This window comes from Flavobacterium sp. 40-81 (genome assembly GCF_001898245.1).
In the GTDB taxonomy this organism is placed as follows: Bacteria; Bacteroidota; Bacteroidia; order Flavobacteriales; family Flavobacteriaceae; genus Flavobacterium; species Flavobacterium inviolabile.
Genome location: NZ_MKTM01000013.1, coordinates 22482 through 44657 on the forward strand (window position 1 = coordinate 22482; position 22176 = coordinate 44657).

The 22176-nt window shown below is 39.6% G+C and carries 17 protein-coding genes and 2 tRNA genes; 10 read left to right on the forward strand and 9 right to left on the reverse strand.

All coding sequences use genetic code 11. The features are described 5' to 3' along the window. Position 1: 1 nt before the first annotated feature. Together BGO42_RS04470 and BGO42_RS04475 are read right to left on the reverse strand one after the other, a co-directional pair. Positions 2 to 313, reverse strand: a complete 312-nt coding sequence (locus tag BGO42_RS04470) for a hypothetical protein (protein WP_273246519.1) — start codon at positions 311 to 313, stop codon at positions 2 to 4. Positions 314 to 1341: 1028 nt separating this feature from the next. Next, positions 1342 to 1421 (reverse strand) — tRNA-Leu (locus tag BGO42_RS04475). A gap of 160 nt (positions 1422 to 1581) precedes the next feature. On the opposite strand from BGO42_RS04475, the gene BGO42_RS04480 reads away from it, so the two are divergent. The 4 genes from BGO42_RS04480 to BGO42_RS04495 all read left to right on the forward strand — a co-directional run bounded on the left by BGO42_RS04480 (position 1582) and on the right by BGO42_RS04495 (position 4455). Next, positions 1582 to 2523, forward strand: coding sequence for a ribose-phosphate pyrophosphokinase (locus BGO42_RS04480; protein ID WP_177731329.1), 942 nt, complete (start codon positions 1582 to 1584; stop codon positions 2521 to 2523). 30 nt (positions 2524 to 2553) lie between these two features. After that, complete coding sequence (locus tag BGO42_RS04485) at positions 2554 to 3165, forward strand: 50S ribosomal protein L25/general stress protein Ctc (protein ID WP_177731331.1); 612 nt, start codon at positions 2554 to 2556, stop codon at positions 3163 to 3165. A 168-nt stretch (positions 3166 to 3333) separates the two neighbouring features. Continuing rightward, a complete protein-coding gene (pth, locus tag BGO42_RS04490) occupies positions 3334 to 3900 on the forward strand; it encodes an aminoacyl-tRNA hydrolase (RefSeq protein WP_273246518.1) in 567 nt (188 codons plus the stop codon). A 114-nt stretch (positions 3901 to 4014) separates the two neighbouring features. Beyond that, complete coding sequence (locus tag BGO42_RS04495) at positions 4015 to 4455, forward strand: hypothetical protein (RefSeq protein WP_273246517.1); 441 nt, start codon at positions 4015 to 4017, stop codon at positions 4453 to 4455. A 53-nt stretch (positions 4456 to 4508) separates the two neighbouring features. Here BGO42_RS04495 and BGO42_RS04500 read toward each other — a convergent pair whose 3' ends face one another. After that, positions 4509 to 7211 (reverse strand): zinc-dependent metalloprotease, encoded by a 2703-nt coding sequence (locus BGO42_RS04500; protein WP_273246516.1) that lies wholly within the window; start codon positions 7209 to 7211, stop codon positions 4509 to 4511. Positions 7212 to 7639: 428 nt separating this feature from the next. Here BGO42_RS04500 and BGO42_RS04505 point away from each other — a divergent pair, with 428 nt between their 5' ends. From BGO42_RS04505 to BGO42_RS04520, 4 genes are all read left to right on the forward strand, one after another. After that, the gene (locus BGO42_RS04505) at positions 7640 to 10507 is read left to right on the forward strand and encodes a T9SS-dependent choice-of-anchor J family protein (RefSeq protein ID WP_177731339.1); all 2868 of its coding nucleotides are present in this window, start codon (positions 7640 to 7642) and stop codon (positions 10505 to 10507) included. Positions 10508 to 10698: 191 nt separating this feature from the next. Beyond that, the gene (locus BGO42_RS04510) at positions 10699 to 12777 is read left to right on the forward strand and encodes a T9SS type A sorting domain-containing protein (RefSeq protein WP_273246515.1); all 2079 of its coding nucleotides are present in this window, start codon (positions 10699 to 10701) and stop codon (positions 12775 to 12777) included. A gap of 99 nt (positions 12778 to 12876) precedes the next feature. Then, a complete protein-coding gene (locus BGO42_RS04515; protein ID WP_273246514.1) occupies positions 12877 to 13809 on the forward strand; it encodes a bifunctional riboflavin kinase/FAD synthetase in 933 nt (310 codons plus the stop codon). A 157-nt stretch (positions 13810 to 13966) separates the two neighbouring features. Beyond that, complete coding sequence (locus tag BGO42_RS04520) at positions 13967 to 14419, forward strand: hypothetical protein (protein WP_177731345.1); 453 nt, start codon at positions 13967 to 13969, stop codon at positions 14417 to 14419. Here BGO42_RS04520 and BGO42_RS04525 read toward each other — a convergent pair. Then, the gene (locus BGO42_RS04525; protein ID WP_273246541.1) at positions 14413 to 15174 is read right to left on the reverse strand and encodes a UDP-2,3-diacylglucosamine diphosphatase; all 762 of its coding nucleotides are present in this window, start codon (positions 15172 to 15174) and stop codon (positions 14413 to 14415) included. The genes BGO42_RS04520 and BGO42_RS04525 overlap by 7 nt on opposite strands. Positions 15175 to 15185: 11 nt before the next feature. Beyond that, positions 15186 to 15638 carry a 6-pyruvoyl trahydropterin synthase family protein gene (locus BGO42_RS04530; RefSeq protein ID WP_177731347.1) on the reverse strand — a complete coding sequence of 151 codons (453 nt, stop codon included), beginning with the start codon at positions 15636 to 15638 and terminating at the stop codon, positions 15186 to 15188. Positions 15639 to 15729: 91 nt separating this feature from the next. Between BGO42_RS04530 and BGO42_RS04535 the strand changes: the two genes are divergently transcribed. Continuing rightward, entirely contained in the window at positions 15730 to 16353 is a 624-nt protein-coding gene (locus tag BGO42_RS04535) for a 2OG-Fe(II) oxygenase (RefSeq protein ID WP_273246513.1), read from the forward strand. A 34-nt stretch (positions 16354 to 16387) separates the two neighbouring features. Here the strand turns inward: BGO42_RS04535 and BGO42_RS04540 are convergent, their stop codons facing one another. Then, complete coding sequence (locus BGO42_RS04540; RefSeq protein WP_177731351.1) at positions 16388 to 16558, reverse strand: hypothetical protein; 171 nt, start codon at positions 16556 to 16558, stop codon at positions 16388 to 16390. A 3-nt stretch (positions 16559 to 16561) separates the two neighbouring features. Beyond that, complete coding sequence (locus tag BGO42_RS04545) at positions 16562 to 17332, reverse strand: enoyl-CoA hydratase/isomerase family protein (protein ID WP_273246512.1); 771 nt, start codon at positions 17330 to 17332, stop codon at positions 16562 to 16564. Between the two features lie 90 nt (positions 17333 to 17422). On the opposite strand from BGO42_RS04545, the gene BGO42_RS04550 reads away from it, so the two are divergent. Then, positions 17423 to 17496, forward strand: a tRNA-Ala gene (locus BGO42_RS04550). Between the two features lie 72 nt (positions 17497 to 17568). On the opposite strand, the gene BGO42_RS04555 is transcribed toward BGO42_RS04550, so the two are convergent. After that, the gene (locus BGO42_RS04555; RefSeq protein WP_273246511.1) at positions 17569 to 18972 is read right to left on the reverse strand and encodes an efflux transporter outer membrane subunit; all 1404 of its coding nucleotides are present in this window, start codon (positions 18970 to 18972) and stop codon (positions 17569 to 17571) included. A 16-nt stretch (positions 18973 to 18988) separates the two neighbouring features. Continuing rightward, complete coding sequence (locus BGO42_RS04560; protein WP_273246510.1) at positions 18989 to 22156, reverse strand: efflux RND transporter permease subunit; 3168 nt, start codon at positions 22154 to 22156, stop codon at positions 18989 to 18991. Positions 22157 to 22176 lie beyond the last annotated feature (20 nt).

Below are 22176 nucleotides of genomic sequence, written 5' to 3' on the forward strand. Positions count from 1 at the left end.
CTTATCTTGTTTTAATAACAGTTTCTTTAGGTATGAATCCACCCTTTACAGAAGGATGACTCTCTGAGCCTATTATCTTGTAAAAATTAGAATGTTCCTTTCCGATTGTGATGTCTATATTCTTAGGAAGTGAATCTATAATCTTACTCTTTAAATCAGGATCATTATAAATTTTTGTTTCGATCGATGTCTGGGCATTGGGAGCGAATCGAGCTTTTTTTGACTTATAATCTGATATTGCCAAGTCACAGATAATAAATGAAAACAGCAGGGTTCCTATTATTAAAAAGATGATTTGTTGTTTGTTTTTCATAAATGATTCTACTTTTAAATTATTCATATTCTACCTTGACTACATCTGAGTTTTTGATATAATCGAAATGATCCTTATGTAGTAGTAGGCTATAGAAATAGGTGAGAAATGCAAAAACGACGGAAACTGAAATTCCATCAGGTTGTATATAACGACCTATAAAATAAACGATTAATCCATAGATAATAGAAAACAGAATAGTGATTATATAACGCATGAATGCGATTCGAAAGAATGTACGGATGAAAATAATTTCAAAAAGAGGAAAAGTAATCAGCATGAAAGTCCAATGATGATCTATTTGTTTCCATAAAAGAATAGTCAGCACTAATGTAACAAGAGATGTTTCAAAATAAATAATTCGGTTGGAGCGTTTTACCAGCTTATATATTCTAACCATAAGTTGTCTTTTAAGGTTAATTCGGGGGAATTGTGTATTCTAAAATACTAAAAATACTTAATATACAGTTGGTTAGGAGGGGATATTTTGAATTGTGGTGGATGATATTGAGTTTAATTTGGCTTTTTATGGAAATAACATTGCTTTTCCGTATTTTTTAGAATGCTTTTTTATTAGAATGTTAGAGTAGAGATGGATCGCGATTCTGACGATTTTTCATAGGGGTTGGCTTTATTGAGGACTGTTTTACGAAAAAGAGAATGGTTCAATCTGCAAATATTTAAATAGCATCGTTTACCTAAAGAAAATAACCTTAATTGGTCATTAGAGAGTAAAATGAATTTTTTGAATTCGTTTTTAATTGTAAATCAGTATGTTGTGTGGTTCGAGTACTGTCAACCTAGTTGCTGGGAAGGTAGTTTAAAAATGATTGAAAAATCTTATTTTTTTATTGTAACTATTTGAAATATAGTAATTTATGTTTTGCTGTTTTAGTTCGATATGGAGAAATGATGATTTTTGAGAGAAAGAGAATTTGAAATTAGATTTATTTTGTAAATGATTGATATTCAGATTGTTGTAAAATAAAAAATCGGAAAAATATTCAGTTAAATATCTTTCCGATTTGTACCTAGGGTGGGAATCGAACCCACACACCGAAGTACACGAGTTTGAGTCGTGCGCGTCTACCAATTCCGCCACCTAGGCATGAATTATCTCATTCAATTGTGGGTGCAAATGTAAATAAAAAAAATATAAATAATCAAAAAAATAGATGAAAATATTCTTTATGTGTGGAATTTAATTTCTAAATTTGCACCTCGTTAAAACGATACAACACTAACTAACTACAAAACAACGAATTAAAATGTCACATATAGAACCGGAGGCAAAAATATTTGCATGTTCCCAAAGTGTGTACCTGGCAGAGCAGATAGCAAAGCACTATGGCGTAACGCTTGGTAAGGTTACCATATCAAAATACAGCGATGGAGAATTCCAGCCGTCTTTTGAGGAATCAATACGTGGATTACGCGTATTTTTAGTGTGTTCGACATTTCCAAGTTCTGATAATTTAATGGAACTTTTGTTAATGATTGATGCTGCAAAAAGAGCTTCGGCACGTCACATCACGGCGGTTATTCCTTATTTCGGATGGGCACGCCAGGATAGAAAAGACAAACCAAGGGTTCCGATAGGAGCTAAATTGGTAGCGAAACTTTTAGAATCGGCAGGAGCAACCCGAATCATGACGATGGATTTACATGCGGATCAGATTCAGGGATTCTTTGAAAAACCGGTTGACCATTTATTTGCGTCTACAATATTCTTGCCTTACGTGAGAAGTTTAAACCTGGATAACCTGACAATTGCATCTCCGGATATGGGTGGTTCGAAAAGAGCGTATGCTTATTCGAAATTCTTACAATCGGATGTGGTAATCTGTTACAAACAAAGAAAACAGGCGAATGTAATTGATACCATGGAATTGATTGGTGATGTTACCGGTCGAAATGTTATCCTTGTTGACGATATGGTTGATACCGGAGGAACTTTGGCGAAAGCGGCAGACATGATGATGGAAAGAGGTGCTTTAAGTGTAAGAGCAATTTGTACGCATGCCATTTTATCGGGTGATGCTTATGAAAAAATAGAGAACTCCAAAATTCTGGAATTGATCGTTACCGATTCGATTCCGTTGAAAAAAGAGAGTAAGAAAATTAAAGTTGTTAGCTGTGCACAACTATTTGCAGATGTAATGCATATGGTTCAGAATAATAATTCGATCAGCAGCAAATTTATTGTTTAAGAATTTTTTATTAATTTAATTATATTTCAAATGAAATCAATTACGATCAAAGGATCTGAAAGAGAAAGCGTAGGCAAGTCGGCAACGAAAGCGGTACGTAATGCTGGAATGGTACCTTGCGTGTTATACGGAGGAGATCAACCAGTACATTTTATCGCTGAAGAAAAAGCGTTTAAAAATTTAGTTTACACTCCAAACGTACACACAGTGGTAATTGAATTGGAAAACGGTAAAACTCTTAACGCGATTTTACAAGATATCCAAATTCACCCGGTGTCTGATAAAATCCTACACATTGACTTTTATCAATTACACAACGATAAAGAAATCACTATGGAAGTTCCTGTGAAAATCGTTGGTAACTCTAAAGGTGTTATGGCTGGTGGTGTTTTACGTTTAAACCAACGTAAATTAAAAGTAAGAGCTTTACCTGCAAACTTACCTGACTTTGTTGAGGCTGATATTACTGAATTAGAGATGGGTAACAAATTGTATGTAACTAAATTACCTACAAATAACTTCAAGTTATTGCACCCGGACAACACTGTAGTATGTCAGGTGAGAATTTCACGTGCTGCTATGAAAGCTGCTCAGGAGGCTGCAAAAGCTGCAAAAGCACCTGCAAAAGGAAAGAAAAAATAATTTTATTTTTTACCTATATCAAAAGCACCGATTTTTCGGTGCTTTTTTTATGTTTGCAGGTGAAGGACTGGTTTTTGAAGCAGATCCGTTTGAAAAAGATTATTTTTGCGCATGAAATTATTTGAGAGATTTTTTAGTAAGAAAGAGATAATAGAAAATACAGATCCCATGAAAAAGTTTTTAATTGTCGGTTTGGGTAATATTGGAGCAGAATATGCCAATACAAGACATAATATAGGGTTTAAGATTTTGGACCATCTGGCAAGAAAAGAAAGCCTGTCGTTTGAAACGGTTAAACTCGGATCCCTTACGGAATACCGGATAAAAGGAAGAACGCTTTTGCTGCTTAAGCCGAACACTTATATGAATCTGAGCGGTAAGGCTGTACAGTATTGGATGGATAAGGAGAAAATTGCAAAAGAAAACGTTTTGGTAATCACGGATGATCTGAACCTGTCGTTTGGAACGATACGCATTAAAGCTAAAGGAAGTGACGGAGGACATAACGGACTTAAAAATATTCAGCTGATATTGAACTCTGTTGAATATCCCCGGTTTCGCTTCGGGATAAGCGACCAGTTTAAAAAAGGGCAGCAGGTTGATTATGTTTTAGGAGAATGGAGTGAGGAGGAAAAAGCAAAACTGCCGGAGCGTTTGGATGTGGCTGTTGAGGTGATACAATCGTTTGCGTTATCCGGATTGGCAAATACAATGAATACTTTTAACGGGAAGTAATTGGTTTTGACTATCTTTAAAGATGAAAAATAAGTAATTATGAAAAAATTGTTGTTTGTTCCGCTGATTTTCGCGGTGTCATTTTGTAATACTGCAAAAACAAAAAAAACCGATATGGCTGTTACTATTGAATCTGTTTGTCCTGATAACGGGAAATGTTCTGTTCAGTTGATTAAAAATAAGAGCGTAGATGTTAAAATGGACGGACTGGGTTCGACATACTACCAGTTAGTTGACGATAGCAGTAAATCGGTTGTTATTTACGAGTATAACCGCGATGTGCCGGAAGGTTTGCAGGACGGGCAACACAAGGAAGAAATTATTTTTGAAATAGATAATAAAGCTTCGGAAATTGCTTTTAGCGATGGGGATTTGAGTAATGTGAAGATGTTGTTTGGCAGACACTGTTTTTGCAGGGGTCAGGCGGGTTATTTCAGGGTTAACAAAGGAAACCTTAAACTGACGCAAAAAGATAATGTAGTGTCTTTTAATTTGAATTTTAAAGTCACAGAAGTATCGCAGCTGTTTACAGAAGTTAAAGCTGTTGTAAAATAAAAAGAGTCCCGGTTTTTCCGGGACTCTTTTGTTATAAAAGTATTTTGTTTTGATTATTCAACAACAATCTTTCTTACTTCTTTTCGCTCTCCGTCAAGAACGGAAACGATATAGATGCCAGATTGTACCTGGTTTAATTGGATGTCCTGGTTGAATAATCCTGAGTTTTGGTATGATTTGTTGAAAATCTCTCTTCCTCTGATATCGTGTAAAACAACTTTGATGTCGTTGTTAGAGTTAGAGTTGAATTCAATTTTGAAATTACCATTGTTAGGGTTTGGATAGATGTTGAAATCCTGTAATCCGAAACTTTCACTTCCCAGAGTTTCTGTTCTGGAACAAATGTTTACACCAAAGCTGTTTAAAGTACCGTTATTTGCGGCAGCAACGTCAGCGATAACCAATCTCCAGTTTCCTGCAGAACTCTGTCCGTTAAATACGTCTAATGAGTTTAATGGTTTGTAAGTGTTGTTTGCTCCGATTCCTGCACAGGCAAGCGCCACTCCTGCATCATCAAAAGTAGTAACCATGTTGCTTGTTGTAAGGGCAGAACATCCTTGTTGGTAAACAATGCGGATTTCTCCTACTGTAGTTGCTCCCGGTTTTAATAAACCAATGTATAGATCATTGATTTTTGTATGTGAAATATTAACCGCAAGGTTTAAATCAGATATTGTTACGTTGTCCGGAACATTTACCTGTCCTAATATTTGCCATGCAATTGGATTTTGTGCTGCAATTGTAGTGTTAGGATTAGCAGTGTATGTGTTACAAGTTGTAGAAATAGTATATCCTATTGCGATATTTTTTGATAAAGCATAGAAGATATTTCCAACTGCTTCTACCATAATTCTACATTTAGGAGAGGCAACGTTTGGTACAGTGATTACTTGTGAACCATCGTTTGGAGTGTTGGCTACCAAAGTAGTGAAGGTTGCTCCGTCGTCAGTAGATAATAAGATGTTTACGTTAGCGGTATTGATACCGTTTGCAGTTGTTCCTGCTACATCCCAGGTAACAGTTTGTGAAGAACCTTGTGTCCATGAAACGTCAGCAGTACTTGGAGACGTGATTCTGAAAGGTCCTGTATTAGCAAATGTAACAACCATGTTGTCACGGTTTGTCTGACCTCCGTTTGGTGTTTTGTTATCTCTAACGGTTAGCGCAAAGTTCATTGTTCTTGCAGCATTAGGAACTACTTCCCATGTTGGTACAAGGTTTCCGGCTAAAACATCCTGGAATCTTGGCATATAACGGTTAGGATTCGAAGATGGCGGGAATGATCTGAAGTTAGGTCCGGTTGTAGCAGTAGCTACAGGAGGCTGTGTAGATATTTGTGTATCTGTTTGCTCCCAGCAGTAAGTAAGTGATTCTCCTGCAGTATCAGTAGCGCTTCCTTTAAGGATAAAAGCAGTTCCGTAAGGAATCGTGTAATCAGCTCCGGCATTTACAACCGGTGCTGCATTTCCGTTATTGGTTGTTACGGCACAGCTACCTGCTCCGTTAACGAAAGTTTGCATTTGTGCAATACTTACAGCATGGAAATGTGCATCAGAATTGTTTTGTACGTCTACACCAGGGCAGATACCTGCATAACCCATAATCGTGTTACCGCTTCCTGGTTCTACAGCTGTAGCGTTGCTACGTGTACTTGTTGTACAGTTTCCTCCAATACCGTTGAAAGTGTGTGTGGCACCAAATTGGTGTCCCATTTCGTGAGCTACATAGTCAATATCGTATGGATCTCCAACCGGAGCTGGTGAACCCGTGATTCCTCTTGCTTTGTTGTTTGTACATGGAGAGTTTAGCTGAGCCAGACCTCCACCACCTGTACTAACGGTGTGTCCGATATCGTAATTGGAAAGACCGATGTTTGCATCGATAACGGTTTGACTTTCGTTAATAAGCGTATTAGCGTTGTCGTTAGTGAAGTTATCCGAATCGATAAAGATGATAAGGTCGTTATTAGCTACTAAATTCATGTGCATAGCCATGTCTCTTTCGTATAATCCGTTAACACGGTTCATGGTAACGTTCATTGCTGCTAAAACGGCTGCTTTTTTCTGAGCAAGAGTTCCGGTGCTAAGACCAGCTGCATTTACGTGGTAAGCTGCATACTCGATTGTACAAGCCATAGCTAAACGGAAAACACGGTATTTCCCGTCACTTGCCAATGCAAGAGAAGCATCCTGGATCATTTTTCCGGAAACTTGTTCGTGATCGTCTTCAATCATACAGCTGAAAGTGCGGTTGGTAGTCAATCCGTCTCTCGAGTAAACAATATAATTGTTTAAGTCTTTTGTATAGGTATCAATATAGCTTGTTCCTGTTTTTGCAGACAATGTCATTGTGTGTAATCCGAATAGGGTTACTGTGAAATTGATTGTAGCAGTAGGGTCTTCAATTCCTTTTCCGATATAGGATTTGATACCTGGGTATTTAGCTGCTAATGCAGCATCCATTACAGGAGATTCGAAAATACGATAGCTGTCTAAATTTCCTTGTGGGTTAGGAAAGGAAATAACTACATTGGAATTGCCATTGGAGTTGTCTCTAAGCGGTGCTGTTTGTAATTTTGTTTTTAAAGCAGCAAGATCAAGTGAAAATAATTCAAATTTTTGAGGCTGGGAAGCACGTTCCGTTTTCTCATACATTCGAATTTTGTCCTCGCTAACTTTACTCCATAATGAACTTTGTGCATAGCCGGAAGCAAAAATACAAAAGGCCGATACAACAAAAAGTAATTGTCTTTTCATTAGTTAAGGGTTTAAGTTATTAATTAGTTGGCCGTGAATATACTAATAATAAATTATATGTTTATTTTTTTAACAAAAATCGCCGTTGTTTTTTGTGGGAACCGGTATGTTTGATGCGCTGAATAATTGGGTTAAATGAAGTTAAAATTTAAAATATTCCTACAATATGTTTTAAAATACAGCTAGTGATGCTTTATTGCGGAGATAATTTTTTATTTGAACTTTTTAATACTTTGTTGTTTAATTGTGTTTATTTTTTAACAAATAATATATGTTTTTGGTTTTAAATTATGTTTTTAGGTGTGAATAATTTATTAATGTATTCTCTCGTGAGCTGCTGAAAAATAAGGGGTTGGTGTTAAATTTAGGTAAACTTTTGATAAAAGATTTATATTTACCGAGATTAAAATTTAAACAACTAACAAATTATGAAAAAAACTACATTGCAGATTTTTGCATTAATCGCAGTTGGAATGTTTTCCAATGCAGCGATGGCGCAGAATCCTACAAGAAAAGTTACTCATTTTGGTAAGGTGATTGAACTCCCAACGCAAGCACTAACGCCAAGTGGTCATATCAGATGTATGACGGATGAGAATGAGGCTTATTTGCGAGCGGAAAACCCAAAAAGAGCTACAAATGAGCAATTTGAAACATGGCTGGCTCCAAAGATCGCTCAGATAAAAGCAGATCGTGCTGCCGGGAAAAATGTTCAGCAAGTGTATAACATTCCTGTTGTAATTCACATTATCCACAACGGAGATGCGATTGGTACCGGTGAGAATATTACCGATGCTCAGGCACGTTCCCAGATCAATGTGATGAATCAGGATTACAGAAAAATGGTTGGAACTCCGGGAGGAGCAAACTCAACCGGTTTGGCTGTAGATATTGAAATTAACTTCTGTCTGGCTCAGACAGATCCTTCCGGAAACTTAACGACAGGTATCATCAGACATAATATTGCGCCTTACAGCAATAATATTACCAATGGTGCCGGTGGTCCTGACTGGGAAACCAGAGCAGATGTTGAGACGATGAAAGCGGCTACAATCTGGGATCCGAATCAATATTTGAATATGTGGACAATTCGTCCGGGTGGTAATCCTTTAAATCACCCAACAGCACCTGGATTAGACGGGTTGTTAGGTTATGCTCAGTTTCCTTCAAACTCTAACTTAGGAGGTCTGAATGTAAATGGTGGTGCAGCGAATACTGATGGTGTTGTTGCAGGTTACGATGCATTTGGAACAATTGCTGAAAATGATGGTACATTCATGATGAATGGAACGTATAATTTAGGAAGAACCATGACACACGAAGTAGGTCACTGGTTAGGTTTACGTCACATTTGGGGAGATAGCTCCAGTTGTACTGTTGATGCAACAGACAGTTTTAATGACTATTGCTTGGATACACCGGCAGCTGCGGCAGCAAACTATACTTGTGCTACCGTTAACTCTTGCCCGTTGTCTCCAGGAAACGATATGATCCAGAATTATATGGATTATACAAACGATGCGTGTATGGATACATTTACACAAAATCAAAAAGACCGTATCGTTGCGGTTATGCAGAACTCACCAAGAAGAAACTCATTAAACGCTTCAACGAAGTGTCAGACACCTACACCAATTATCCGTTTTGATAATTCTACAGGTTCTGTAAATGAAGGTACAAACTGTAGTTATACAGAAGTTAATTTCCCGGTTTCTATCGGAAAAGCGCCTTCTGCTAATGCAGTTGTTACTTTTAATGTGGCTGCTGGCGGAACAGCAACTCAGGGAGTAGATTACCAAATCATGACACCAACAGTAACTTTTGCTGCCGGTGCGGTAACTTCTCAGAACTTAACAGTTCGTGTGTTTAATGATGGTTTGGTAGAAGCTAATGAAACGTTCACAGTGAACATGACATTAAATGCTAATGGTGGTGATGCTACCTTAAATACAGCTGCAAGCTCAATTGTTGTTACAATTATCGACAATGATGCTGCTCCTTCAGCTTCGCAAACAACTGTTTTATTAACGGAAGATTTCGAAGATGCAACAGGATGGACTATCCTTGATGGTGACGGTGATGGTAAAAACTGGGGATTAATTTCTGGTTTATCAGGAGCTCCATGGACAGGTATTTCAGGTGCGTTTGCTTATTCTGCAACAGATAACCTTATTTTAACCGGTGGAGTAGGATCTAATCCTAACGCTGATAACTATATGATCAGCCCGCAATTTACAATTCCTGCAGGTGCTACTGCAGCAAGTGTTTCATACGCAATTGGAGGTTATAGCAGAACAGCTAACCCTACAGGTTATAAAGAGCATTATTATGTGTACTTTACAACAAATAAAGCTACAGCTGCAGCAATTCAGGCTGGTGCAGTTTTAGAAAATAACAGAGAAATTCCGGCGAGAGCTGCAGAAATGAGAACGCATAACCTTACGGCTTATGCAGGTCAGACAGGTTATTTGGTTTTCAGACACTTCCACAATCCAAATGGAAATGGAATGTTGATGCTGGATACAGTTGATGTTACTTCAACCGTTTCTACTGCTGTTCAAACAGCTGTTAACACTTCTACTGCTTACCAGGCAAGTGTTCCTACAAGCGGTGTAACGTATGCTAAAGATGCTACTACCGGTAAAGTAATGGCAAGTATTACAAGTGATGCATTCAACTATGGATGTACTTCAGTGGCTGTTTCCAGAGATCAGGCAACTGCAGGTGCTGCTGCTGTAGCCTATAACGGAAATAATACTCCTAGCAGATTAGTTATGGCGAAATCATTTACAATTACGCCTGCAACTAACAATACTTCTGGAAACGTTACGTTGAAATTCTACTTCACAGAAGCGGAAATCGCTGCATGGGAAGCTGCAACCGGAAATTCAAGAAATGCTCTTAAAGTTATCAAACAGGGAGCTACTACAGCAAATACAGCTACTTTAGGTGCTTTCGGACCTAACGTTACTTTAGAAACTGTTGTGAATACAGGTATGAATGGTGTTTATTTCTTCGGAACAGATGCCAGCTTAAGTGCTTCAAGCTTTGAGATAATCAACTCTGTAAGCGTTTATCCTAACCCGGCAAATGACTTCCTGAATATTAACATTCCTGGAGATTTGTCAAGAACAGATTATATTATCTATAACAGCTTAGGACAAACAGTTCTTGCTAAAAATAATGTTTCTCAGGTTGACTTGGTTGTAAACACGTCAGCTTTTGCAAAAGGAGTATACTTTATTAAAATCAATAAAGACGGTTCTTCTAAAACATTAGGATTTATTAAAAACTAATATATTTTTTAATAGCTGAAAAAGGGGATTACCAAATGGTAATCCCCTTTTGTTTTTAAATAAATTATTACTGTATTTTTAAAACAATAATGGTTTAAAATGTGTATTTTTTGAAAAAAGTTGTGGTTTTTGTATGAAAAAATAAAATATTCAATAGATTTGTAGGTTACTAATTTTTTAACCAAGTGATTATGAAGAAAAATACTTTATTGGGGTTACTGGGTGTAGCGGCATTGACGGGACTAACTCCAATGGCTACGTTTGCCCAAAAAACACCCAACCAAAAAGGAGCGATGGTTTTTGGAAAAGCAGTACATGCTTCTTCGGTAAACCCTAAAACAGGACATATCAGATGTGCTACAACTGAATATGAAGAATACCTGCGTGCTCAAAACCCAAAAAGAGCAACTACTGCCCAGTTTGAGGCATGGTTGGCACCATTAGTGGAGCAGGCTAAAAACAATAAATCGGAAGCAGGCGGGGTAATCACTATCCCTGTAGTAGTACACGTAATTCATAACGGTCAGGCTTTAGGTGCTGCTCCGAATATTACAGATGCACAGGTAATGTCGCAAATCACGGTATTGAACAATGACTACAGAAGATTAGCGGGAACTCCTGGATTCAACACGAATCCTGTTGGAGCAGATACGATGATCCAGTTTGCATTGGCAAAACAGGATCCGAACGGAAACCCTACTAACGGTATTGATCGTGTAAATTTATGCCAGTCTTCCTGGTCAACAACCGAGATTGATAATTATGTAAAACCAAATACGATCTGGAATCCGACACAATACCTGAACATGTGGTCTGTTAATTTTACAGATGATACGCTTTTAGGATATGCTCAGTTTCCATCCAACTCCACTTTAGGAGGATTATCTCCTGATGAAGGTCCGGCGAATACAGACGGTGTTGTTTCGAATTTCTCTACTTTCGGAAGCTCGGATTATACAGACGGAACATTTATGTTAGCTGCTCCTTATGATAAAGGAAGAACCATGACACACGAAGTGGGACACTGGTTAGGATTACGTCATATCTGGGGTGATAACTCCAGCTGTACGGTAAATATCGCAGATAGCTTTAACGATTACTGTCCGGATACTCCGGCGGCTTCAGAGGAAAACTACGAATGCCCTACAGGAACAGATTCTTGTCCTTCAAGCCCGGGATTAGATATGATTCAGAACTATATGGATTATACAGATGATACCTGTATGAATATCTTTACAGCTAATCAGAAAACAAGAATTGCAACTGTAATGAACAATGCGCTTAGAAGAGTTGAATTGAAAACATCTACCAAAGACCAGCCGATTGCGCTTTTTGCAAATGATGCCGAAATTAAAATCGATACGGATTGTACAGCTGTTTTAGGAGCAGCATGCGGAGCAGGTGGTCAGGCAGTGAAAAAAGTAATTGTTTATAACAGAGGTACCAGTACGCTTACGTCTGTAGGATTAAACTACAATGTTAACGGTGGTGCAAACACACCATATACATGGACCGGATCATTAGTATCTAATGCTTATGCGGTAATCAGCTTACCGGTTGCGGCTACAGCAAGCGGAACGTTCAATGTAGCTGTTACAACGGCTAACGGTGTAGCAGATCAAAGAGCGACAAATAATACCGCTTCCGGTACTATTGCTGCTTCATTACCGGCAAACTTTGAAACCAATCAGGTAGTATTCAGATTGCAACGTGATCGTTATGGTGCAGAAACAACCTGGAACCTTAAAAACAGTGCCGGAACGATCCTGTATCAGGGAAGTGGTTATTCAAATACCAATCCGAGCATGCCGGCTTTGTTAACGCAAAACTGGACATTGGCAAGTAACGATTGTTATACATTCACAATTTTAGATGCAGAAGGAGACGGAATCTGCTGTGATTACGGAAGTGGATTCTATGATATCAAAACACCAACAGGAACTGTAATTGTTTCCGGAGGACAATTTGGAGATTCAGAATCAAAAGCATTCAGAATAAACGCATTAGGAACAACTGAATTTAACGCGTTAGGAGCGATAACAGTTTATCCGAACCCTACTAAAGATATTTTAAACATTATGATCCCGCAAGGTTTAGACCTTCCGGAAAGTTATGTTGTTTATAATAGTTTAGGTCAGACAATTGTAGCTAAAAATAAAGTTACTACTGCTGATTTAAGTGTTAATACAGCCGACTTGAGTAATGGTGTTTACTTTATCAAAATAAACAAAGACGGTAACACTAAAACGATCAAATTCGTTAAAAACTAAATTAACCGTATCTTTATAGTACAAAGAGGATTGTTTTATTACAATCCTCTTTTTTTATATAAATAGGATAGCTTAAATTTGCGAATCAAAATTTGCCAATTGAAAATATTTTCATCAATACAGGAATTTCATTCGGAATCGAAAACAGTTGTTACTTTAGGAACCTTTGATGGTGTACATTTGGGACACAGAAGTATATTGGAAAAAGTAATCACAAGCAGTAAGACGCTGCATGCAGAAAGTCTGTTGCTTACTTTCTTTCCGCATCCGAGAATGGTCCTGCAGCAGGATTCGGATATAAAACTATTGAATACTATAGACGAAAAATCCTATCTTCTGAAAGAATTCGGAATCGATAACCTGATTATTCATCCGTTTGATCAGACCTTTTCCCGACTGACAGCCGAAGAATTTGTAAAAAATATCCTGGTAGATAAATTCAATATCGGCAAAATTATAATCGGATACGATCACCGTTTCGGAAGGAACAGAACGGCAACTATTGAGGACTTAATCCGTTTCGGACAGGAATATGGTTTTGAAGTAGAGCAGATCTCGGCTCAGGAAATCGATGATGTTTCGATTAGCTCTACCAAAATCAGAAATGCCCTGGATGAAGGTAATGTAGCCCTGGCAAATTCCTATCTGGGTTATGATTACTTCTTTACCGGAACCGTAGTAAAAGGAAACCAGTTGGGACGAACAATAGGCTTTCCAACCGCCAATATGCAGATTGCAGAAGAGTACAAGCTTATCCCGAAAAGAGGGGTTTATATCGTATCTTCAGAAATCGATGGTGTGCCGGTTAACGGTATGATGAATATCGGGATAAGACCTACAGTTGATGGTGAAAACCTGACCATTGAGGTTAACTTCCTGGATTTCGACGGAGATTTTTACGGTAAAAAACTACGAATTGCCATTCATGAAAAAATCAGGGAAGAACAGAAGTTTCCATCTCTGGATGCGCTCAAAGAACAGCTGGCTCTGGATAAACAGACCGCTTCTGCCTATTTTGCAAACCAGCAATAAACCATAACAGGTGTTTTTTTGACTTTAACGATTATTCCGCTCAATTGACTTTCGGAACCTTATTTTTTTGTAAATTTGATTAAATGCCTGATAGTAAGTTTCTTAAAACTTCTCGTCAGAAACATAAAATCTTGTTTAACTGTTAAAATGTAAGATTATGTTCAAGTCAAGAGAATTTAAAAACGGGATGGTTATTTTTATCGGTATTGCCTTGTATTTCCTTGTAATGGAACTGCTGGGCCTGACGGATAAATTGTATTTGCGGTTATTCAACGCGGTAATTGTTCTTTATGGTGCCAACAGGACGATAAAAGAGAACTTTAGAGACGGGAATGCCGAATATCTGAATAATATACTGTCGAGCTTTAAAACCTGCGTTATCGGGATTTTAATAAGCGTTGTGGCACTTATTGTTTATATTCATATAAGAGGAGGTGAACCGTATCTGAGCAGACTTTCCGATGGCTTTATATTTACCGGAGGCAGACCGAAAGTAAATGAATATTGTATCGGATTACTTTTTGAAGGTATTGCGTCGTCTGTAGTTGGCTGTATTCTTTTAATGCAGTACTGGCACGGAAAGGTCTTAAAGCCGAAACCACATCATTGATCGGTATGTTTTTTTAACTCAAAAGCCGTACCGTCAAAAACACCATAGGTGAAATAACTTATCCAGTCGCCAAGATTGATATAAGTAGCTTTTTCGGAAAGTGTAATTTCGAGAGGAAGATGTCTGTGCCCGAAAACAAAGAAATCATATTGTTTGGACTTCAGCTTTTGTTTTGAGTATTGTACGAGCCACTCATTTTCTTCTCCTAAATATTTTACGTCTTCAGCACCGGAAATCAGCTTGTTTTTTACCGAAAGATATTGTGCCAGCCGAACCCCTAAATCCGGGTGAAGCCATCGGAACAACCATTTCGAAAAAGGATTGGTAAACACCTTTTTCATTCTTTTATAGCCTTTGTCGCCGGGACCAAGTCCGTCGCCATGGCCAATCAGGAACAACTTGTCGTTAAAAAAAAACTCCTGTGGTGTGTGATATACCGGGATATTCAATTCTTTTTCAAAATAATCATACATCCATAAATCGTGATTGCCCACAAAGAAATAAATGTGGATGCCGCTGTCTCTCAGTTCCGCCAGTTTGCCTAAAACCCGGATAAAACCTTTTGGAACAACAGTTTTGTATTCAAACCAGAAATCGAATAAATCTCCCAGAAGGAACAGTACTTCCGCATCTTTTTTGATCAGATCCAGCCAGGCCACAAACTTTTGCTCCCGCGGAAAACTCTTTTCCGGGGTTGGAGCGCCAAAATGCTGGTCGGATGCAAAATATATTTTCTTGTTATGCGGAATGTTCATCATCATCAATATTACAGATTATCGGATTGGTACCATTCAGCAAAGGAGGTTTCCGTTTCCTGTAATTTTAAAGAATGCAAGTGAATTCCGTGTGGTAAGCGGTTTTTAATTTTTGCGGCAAAATCGGTAACCATGTTTTCACTTGTTGGCTGGTATTCCACCAATATAACATGATGACCGCGGTTTTTAAGCTCATTCGCCAGCTCTAGATGCGGCGTGTTCTGGTTGAAAACCGTGGCATGGTCAAAAACATCAACAATTTCTTCTTTTACAATTTTCTTCAAGTCACCGAAATCGATAACCATACCGTATTTCACATTTGTATTGTCTGTAATAGGCCTTCCGATTACTGTTACCGATAATTTATAACTGTGACCGTGAACGTTTTTACATTTTCCGTCATATCCGTATAGGGCATGTCCGGTTTCAAAAGTGAATTGTTTGGTGATTCTGATGTTACTCATTCTGTAGAAATTAGACTGCAAATTTAGTAAATAAAATAAAGCGATCGGATTTCCGTTTTGTCATATCTTTACACATCCATTATAAATAAGTATGAGTGATTTTCAATTGAATCCAATATACGAGCAGATCATAGACGATTTGCTGCAGCAGCAATACAGCATCGCTGATGATTTTTTTTCTGATAATGAAGTAATTGCCCTTCGGGAAAGTTTGTTGCAGAAATATGAAGAAGACAACTTTAAAAAATCCGCTATCGGAAACCTCAGCAATGAAAAAATTATAGATGCCGTTCGCGGCGATTTTATTCTCTGGCTGAATGAAGAAGAAAGCAATGCAGCAGAAAAAGCATTTTTCAATAAAATAAACGATTTCGTACAATACCTGAACAGAACCTGTTTTATGGGGATTCAGAACCAGGAGTTTCATTATGCCCTGTATCCGGAAGGGACTTTTTATAAAAGGCATCTGGATACGTTCCAGAACGACAGCAGGAGGAAGCTGTCGATGGTGTGTTACCTGAACGAGCAAAACTGGCAGCCCGATTATGGTGGTGAACTGGCTATTTATAAAGATAATAATGGGGTAGAAGTTACCGAAAATATTTACCCCGTTAAAGGAAGAATGGTCATTTTTGAAAGTCAGCTGCTGGAACACGAAGTAAAACCGGTCAAACAACCCCGGCTGAGTATTACCGGCTGGTTAAAAACCCGATAAAAAACAAAAGCTGTTCTGATGAACAGCTTTTTTGTTATTCCCTGTTTCGTTTCCGGGCCCTGTGGTACATCAAATAGGCTATGATAACCAGCACGACAAAAGGCAGTAAGGAACCGATAAAGACTCCGATCTCATAGTTGTTATCGGGAGCATTTTTTATTTTCTCTTCAATAGTAGCGTGCTGAAACAGGAGTATATTTTTCATGGTTTATTTCTTTTTAAACTGATTTAATGCCTTTACGGTAAAATCGGATAGTACCAGTTTTCCGGAAATGCCGGCTCTTTCATACAGCAGGCTGTCCCAGTTTTCGGTTCCTTCCCATAATACTTTTTTCATTTCGGCTAAGGCCTCCGGATTGTAGCTGGCCAGTTTGGACGTGAAAAGCTCCAGTTCTTTATCGAGTTCCGATACATTTTCCAATACTTTGGCATATAGACCTTTTTCCTGCGCCCAATAAGCATTTTTCCATTCATGAGCAGCCAGGGTCATTTCGGCTAAAGCCGCTTTGCCAATTTTTCGGGAAACTGCCGGTTCAATCACAAACGGTCCGATGCCGATAGCCAATTCCGATAGTTTGATGGCACTTTGTTCGGTTGCAAGGGCATAGTCGCAGGCTGCAGCCAGGCCAACGCCGCCGCCAACAGCTTTTCCGTGGATCCTTCCCACAATCAGTTTGGAACATTTACGCATCGCATTGATCACATTGGCAAATCCGGAAAAGAATTTTGCGCCTTCTTCCAGATTCGAAACCGCTAATAATTCGTCAAAAGATGCTCCGGCACAAAAAGCACCGTCGCCTTCACTCTTTAAAACAATCACTGAAACGTCCGGATTGCCGCTCAGCTTATGCAGTTCGTCCGTTAAGCGTTGTAATAATTCACCGGGGAAAGAATTACTGGCCGGATGGCCAAATTCTACAAAGGCAATTTTGTTGTCAATTCGGGTATATAAGGAGCCGTTTATTCTGTCAGTAGTCATTCGTAAAATATTTTGCCTTAAAAATACAATTTTTAGCAGAATCTATTTGTAGAATGATTGAAAAAGCTATATTTGTACCCGTTAATAAGCGGGGATGTAGCTCAGTTGGCTAGAGTGCTTGACTGGCAGTCAAGAGGTCGTGGGTTCGAGCCCCATCTTCTCCACTAAAAGACAAAACGCTGTAAGACGAAAGTTTTACAGCGTTTTTTTGTGAATATAATAATTGCAAGATAATGTTATCGCCATCCGCCGCCCAATGCGCGGTATAATTCGATATCGGCTTCCAGCCTTGATTTTTTAAGAGCAGCCAGTTCCAGCTCACTCTGTAATAAATTACTTTGCGCCGTGATGACCTCTAAATAATTGGCCATACCGTTTTTAAATAGCATAGTCGCATTGCGGATTGCTTCCTGAAGCGTTTCCACACGGGAAGCAGCTATCTTATTTTGTGCATCCAGTTTGTCTATTTTTACCATCGCATCCGAAACTTCTGCAACAGCAGTCAGTACCGACTGGCGGAAACTGATAACCGTTTTTTCACGCTCCTTTTTGGAAATTTCATATTGCGTACGCAGTTTTTTATTGTTCAGCAAAGGCTGTGCAATACTTCCGGCAACAACGCCAAATAAAGAAGCCGGCATGGTAAACCAGTTGCTGGACTCAAAAGAATTTAAACCGCCGGTTGCCGTGATGGACAGGGACGGATATAAAGCTGCTTTTGAAAGGCCCACTTTAGCATTGGCACTTTGTAAAGCCAGTTCCGCACTTTTCACATCCGGACGTTTGTTCACCAAAGTTGATGGAATTCCGGCTTTCAGATCTTCATGGGCAGCAATAGCCTGTAGCGTTGCTTTGCGGTCTATCGCTTTTGGAAAACTTCCGGTCAGCACACTCAACGCATTCTCCTGGATAACAATATTCTGTTCCAGTAACGGAATTAGCTGAGCGGCAACCAAACGTTGCGATGCAGCCTGTTGTTTCGCTAACGAAGTAACCTGTCCCGCTTCATATTGCAGGTTGATGATAAACAGCGTACTGTCATTCAGCGCCAGGTTCTGTTTGGCGATTTCCAGCTGGGCATCCAGCATCAGCAGGTTATAAAAACCTTTGGATACCGTTGCTACGATAGTGGTTTGCAATGCTTTTTTTACCTCTTCCGATTGTAAATACTGTGCCAGGGCACTTTTTTTCTGATTGCGGAGTTTACTCCAGATGTCTGCTTCCCAGGATAAATTGGCGGCAGCAGTAAAATCTTCAATATGATTTTTACCTAAAAACTGACTTAAACTCACCCCGTTCAAGCTGTTTTTAGACGGATTGGTGGAATTGCCGGTTACCTGAAGATTCAGGGAAGGAATAGTATTCCATTTCGATTGGCTGAACTGTAGCTGGGCAATTTCGATATTCTTTTGTGCCAGTTGCAGCTCATTGTTTTTGGCAATCGCATTGTCAATCAGGCCTTGCAATGTTTTTTCGGTGAAAAAGGATTTCCATTCCAGATCACCTGCGGTGGTACTGTCGGTAGAAGCAACCCCTCTGTATTCAGAGGGAATCGCATCTTTTGGAGTCTCCACATTCCGGGAGACCTGACAGGAACTTAACGTTGCAATAAATAAAGATAAGATGATATATTTTTTCATGTATTTTTTCATTTGATTAAACCGTTACCACTTCTTCGTGTGGTACCGTTTCTGTTTTCTTGGTGGAAACTTTCTCGTGTAAATACTGGAAAACCACAAATAGAACAGGAATGATAAACAACCCTAATACAACTCCGGTAACCATACCACCCGCAGCACCAATACTGATAGAGTGATTACCCATAGCCGATGGTCCTTTGGCACTCATCATCGGGATAATGCCAACCACAAAAGCCAGGGACGTCATGATAATCGGACGCAAACGGAGCTTCGCAGCTTCAATGGAAGAAGCGAGCAGCGACTTATCGGCTTTCCGGCGTTGTGAGGCAAACTCTACAATAAGGATGGCATTTTTGGCTAATAGACCAATAAGCATTACCAGGGCAACCTGTACATAAATATTGTTTTCAATACCGGCTATTCCGATAGCCGCAAATACACCAAACACTCCTGTCGGGATCGATAAGATTACCGCCAGCGGAAGGATGTAACTTTCATATTGTGCCGATAGCAGGAAATAGATAAACAATAAGGATAGTACAAAAATCACGGTCGACTGTCCTCCGGAAGAAAGCTCTTCCTTCGTCATGCCCGAAAACTCAAAAGCATATCCCGATGGCAGATGCTGTGCGGCAACTTCTTCTACCGCTCTAATGGCATCTCCGGAACTGAAGCCCGGTTTGGCAATCGCATTCACACCAATCGAATTAAAGAGATTGTAGCGGGATGCTGTTTCCGGTCCGTAAACACGTTTTAGCTTTACAAGCGTATTGATCGGAACCATATTGCCCATTCTGTTTTTTACATAAATGCCATTCATGGAAGACGCTTCCGTACGGGCCGACTTGTCAGCCTGAACCATTACCCGGTAATATTTTCCGAAACGGTTAAAGTCGGATGCCTGGGCACTACCAAAATAAGCCTGCATGGTCTGTAGGATATCTTTCGTATTCACGCTCAGTTGTTCCGCTTTGACATCGTCAACCTCCATGTCATATTGCGGATAATCGGCTTTAAACGAAGTAAAGGCAAAAGCAATTTCCTTACGCTTCATCAATTCTCCAAGGAATTTGTTGCCGACTTCGCTGAATTTGGTCAGACTGCCGCCGGTTTTATCCTGTAATACCAGGTCCAAACCGTCAACATTACTGAATCCCGGTACGGTAGGGAAGGTAAAGACAAAGAAATTAGCCCCTTTTATGGTTGATAACTTCTGACGTACCTCATCCATGATCGCATTGATATCTTTTACGGCACCACGCTCTTTAGCCGGTTTTAATAAAACGAAAGCAACACCCGATGACGGACTGGAAGACTGGGTAAGGATGTTAAATCCGGACAGTCCCATTAACGTCTTTTTGGACTCCATATTTTGAAGCAAACTTTCTGCCTCATGAATCACTTTGGTTGTTCTTTCCAGAGAAGCTCCTGCCGGCATGGATAAGGAAATGGCAATAAAGCCCTGATCTTCCGAAGGAATAAATCCGGTCGGCGTTCGCTGTACCATAAAAACAGTGGCAGCAATCACAACGGCAAGACCACCAAGGCTTAACCATCTGTGGCGGATCAGAAAACGGATACTGCCCAGGTATTTGCTGGTTAATTTGTCAAAACCCTGGTTGAAGCCGATAAAGAATTTCTCTTTAAAGGTTTTCTTTTCTTCCGTGGCATTTCCGTGGGAATGATTCTCTTTTAAGAATAAAGCCGCTAAAGCCGGACTTAGGGTCAAAGCATTAATAGCCGAAATAATGATGGCAATGGCTAACGTAAAGGCAAACTGACGGTAGAATACACCGGTTGAACCTTCCATAAAACCTACCGGTAAGAATACTGCCGACATTACCAGCGTAATCGAAATGATCGCTCCGGTAATTTCGCTCATGGCAGAAGTCGTAGCCGCTTTGGGCGGAAGGTGTTTGTGCTCCATCTTGGAATGCACCGCCTCGACCACAACGATCGCATCATCCACCACAATACCGATAGCCAGTACTAATGCAAACAACGTTAACAGGTTGATCGAGAATCCGAACAGGGACATAAAAAAGAATGTACCCAGGATCGCTACCGGAACCGCAATGGCCGGAATTAAAGTAGAGCGGAAATCCTGTAAGAAAAGGAAAACCACGATAAATACCAGTATAAAAGCTTCAATCAAAGTAGAAATTACCTGGTTTATGGATTGATCCAGGGAATCTTTGGTATTGTAAAGAATCAGGTATTTTACGCCTTTCGGGAAATCTTTGGAAACCTTTTGCATTAACTTGTCAATGGCAATCTGGATTTCATTGGCATTCGAACCGGCTAACTGCATCGAAGCAATATTAACACCCGGTTTACCATTCACGCGGGTAAAGTTTCCGTAAGTGTAAGCCCCGAATTCTATTTTAGCCACATCTTTTAAGCGCAATACTGAACCGTCGGCATTGGAACGGATAATGATGTTTTCATATTCCGTTGGCTTGTTTAATTTTCCTTTGTATTTGATCACATATTCAAAAGATTCGGCGCTGCTTTCCCCGAATTTCCCCGGAGCTGCTTCCAGGTTTTTATCCTGGATTGCCGCCATTACCTCTTTTGGAGTCAGATTATAGGCAGCCATTTGTGTCGGATTCAGCCAGACACGCATGGAATAGTCTTTATTACCACCAAAAATGATGGATTGTCCTACACCCGGAATACGTTTGATCTCCGGAATAATATTGATCTGGGCATAATTTGCCAGGAACGTCTGGTCGTATGTTTTTTCATCATCCGAATACAGGTCCACAACCATTAAAAGGCTGTTTTGTTGTTTGGCTGTAGTAATACCCGCCTGAACCACTTCGGCCGGAAGCTGACTTGTAGCCTGGGCTACACGGTTCTGAACGTTTACAGCTGCCTGATCGGGATTGGTTCCCAGTTTGAAAAATACGGTAATCACGAGAGAACCGTCATTACTGGCGGTGGAACTCATATAGCTCATGTTTTCCACTCCGTTGATGGATTCTTCCAGCGAAGGAGCCACCGAACGCAATACGGTTTCGGCATTCGCTCCCGGATATAAGGCGGTTACCTGAACCGCCGGCGGGGCAATATCCGGAAATTGTTGGAGCGGTAATTTTGTTAAGCCCAAAATACCCACCATTACCAATAGTATGGAGATGACAGTGGCCAGTACAGGTCTGTCAATGAATTTTTTAAACATAAATGTTGTTGGTTAGTTTT

Excerpts from the sequence above, each read along its gene's own strand:
- BGO42_RS04470 (WP_273246519.1), bottom strand. The coding sequence starts at position 313 with ATGAAAAACAAACAACAAATCATCTTTTTAATAATAGGAACCCTGCTG.
- BGO42_RS04480 (WP_177731329.1), top strand. The coding sequence starts at position 1,582 with ATGTCACATATAGAACCGGAGGCAAAAATATTTGCATGTTCCCAAAGT.
- BGO42_RS04485 (WP_177731331.1), top strand. The coding sequence starts at position 2,554 with ATGAAATCAATTACGATCAAAGGATCTGAAAGAGAAAGCGTAGGCAAG.
- pth (WP_273246518.1), top strand. The coding sequence starts at position 3,334 with ATGAAAAAGTTTTTAATTGTCGGTTTGGGTAATATTGGAGCAGAATAT.
- BGO42_RS04495 (WP_273246517.1), top strand. The coding sequence starts at position 4,015 with ATGGCTGTTACTATTGAATCTGTTTGTCCTGATAACGGGAAATGTTCT.
- BGO42_RS04500 (WP_273246516.1), bottom strand. The coding sequence starts at position 7,211 with ATGAAAAGACAATTACTTTTTGTTGTATCGGCCTTTTGTATTTTTGCT.
- BGO42_RS04505 (WP_177731339.1), top strand. The coding sequence starts at position 7,640 with ATGAAAAAAACTACATTGCAGATTTTTGCATTAATCGCAGTTGGAATG.
- BGO42_RS04510 (WP_273246515.1), top strand. The coding sequence starts at position 10,699 with ATGAAGAAAAATACTTTATTGGGGTTACTGGGTGTAGCGGCATTGACG.
- BGO42_RS04520 (WP_177731345.1), top strand. The coding sequence starts at position 13,967 with ATGTTCAAGTCAAGAGAATTTAAAAACGGGATGGTTATTTTTATCGGT.
- BGO42_RS04525 (WP_273246541.1), bottom strand. The coding sequence starts at position 15,174 with ATGAACATTCCGCATAACAAGAAAATATATTTTGCATCCGACCAGCAT.
- BGO42_RS04530 (WP_177731347.1), bottom strand. The coding sequence starts at position 15,638 with ATGAGTAACATCAGAATCACCAAACAATTCACTTTTGAAACCGGACAT.
- BGO42_RS04535 (WP_273246513.1), top strand. The coding sequence starts at position 15,730 with ATGAGTGATTTTCAATTGAATCCAATATACGAGCAGATCATAGACGAT.
- BGO42_RS04540 (WP_177731351.1), bottom strand. The coding sequence starts at position 16,558 with ATGAAAAATATACTCCTGTTTCAGCACGCTACTATTGAAGAGAAAATA.
- BGO42_RS04545 (WP_273246512.1), bottom strand. The coding sequence starts at position 17,332 with ATGACTACTGACAGAATAAACGGCTCCTTATATACCCGAATTGACAAC.
- BGO42_RS04555 (WP_273246511.1), bottom strand. The coding sequence starts at position 18,972 with ATGAAAAAATATATCATCTTATCTTTATTTATTGCAACGTTAAGTTCC.
- BGO42_RS04560 (WP_273246510.1), bottom strand. The coding sequence starts at position 22,156 with ATGTTTAAAAAATTCATTGACAGACCTGTACTGGCCACTGTCATCTCC.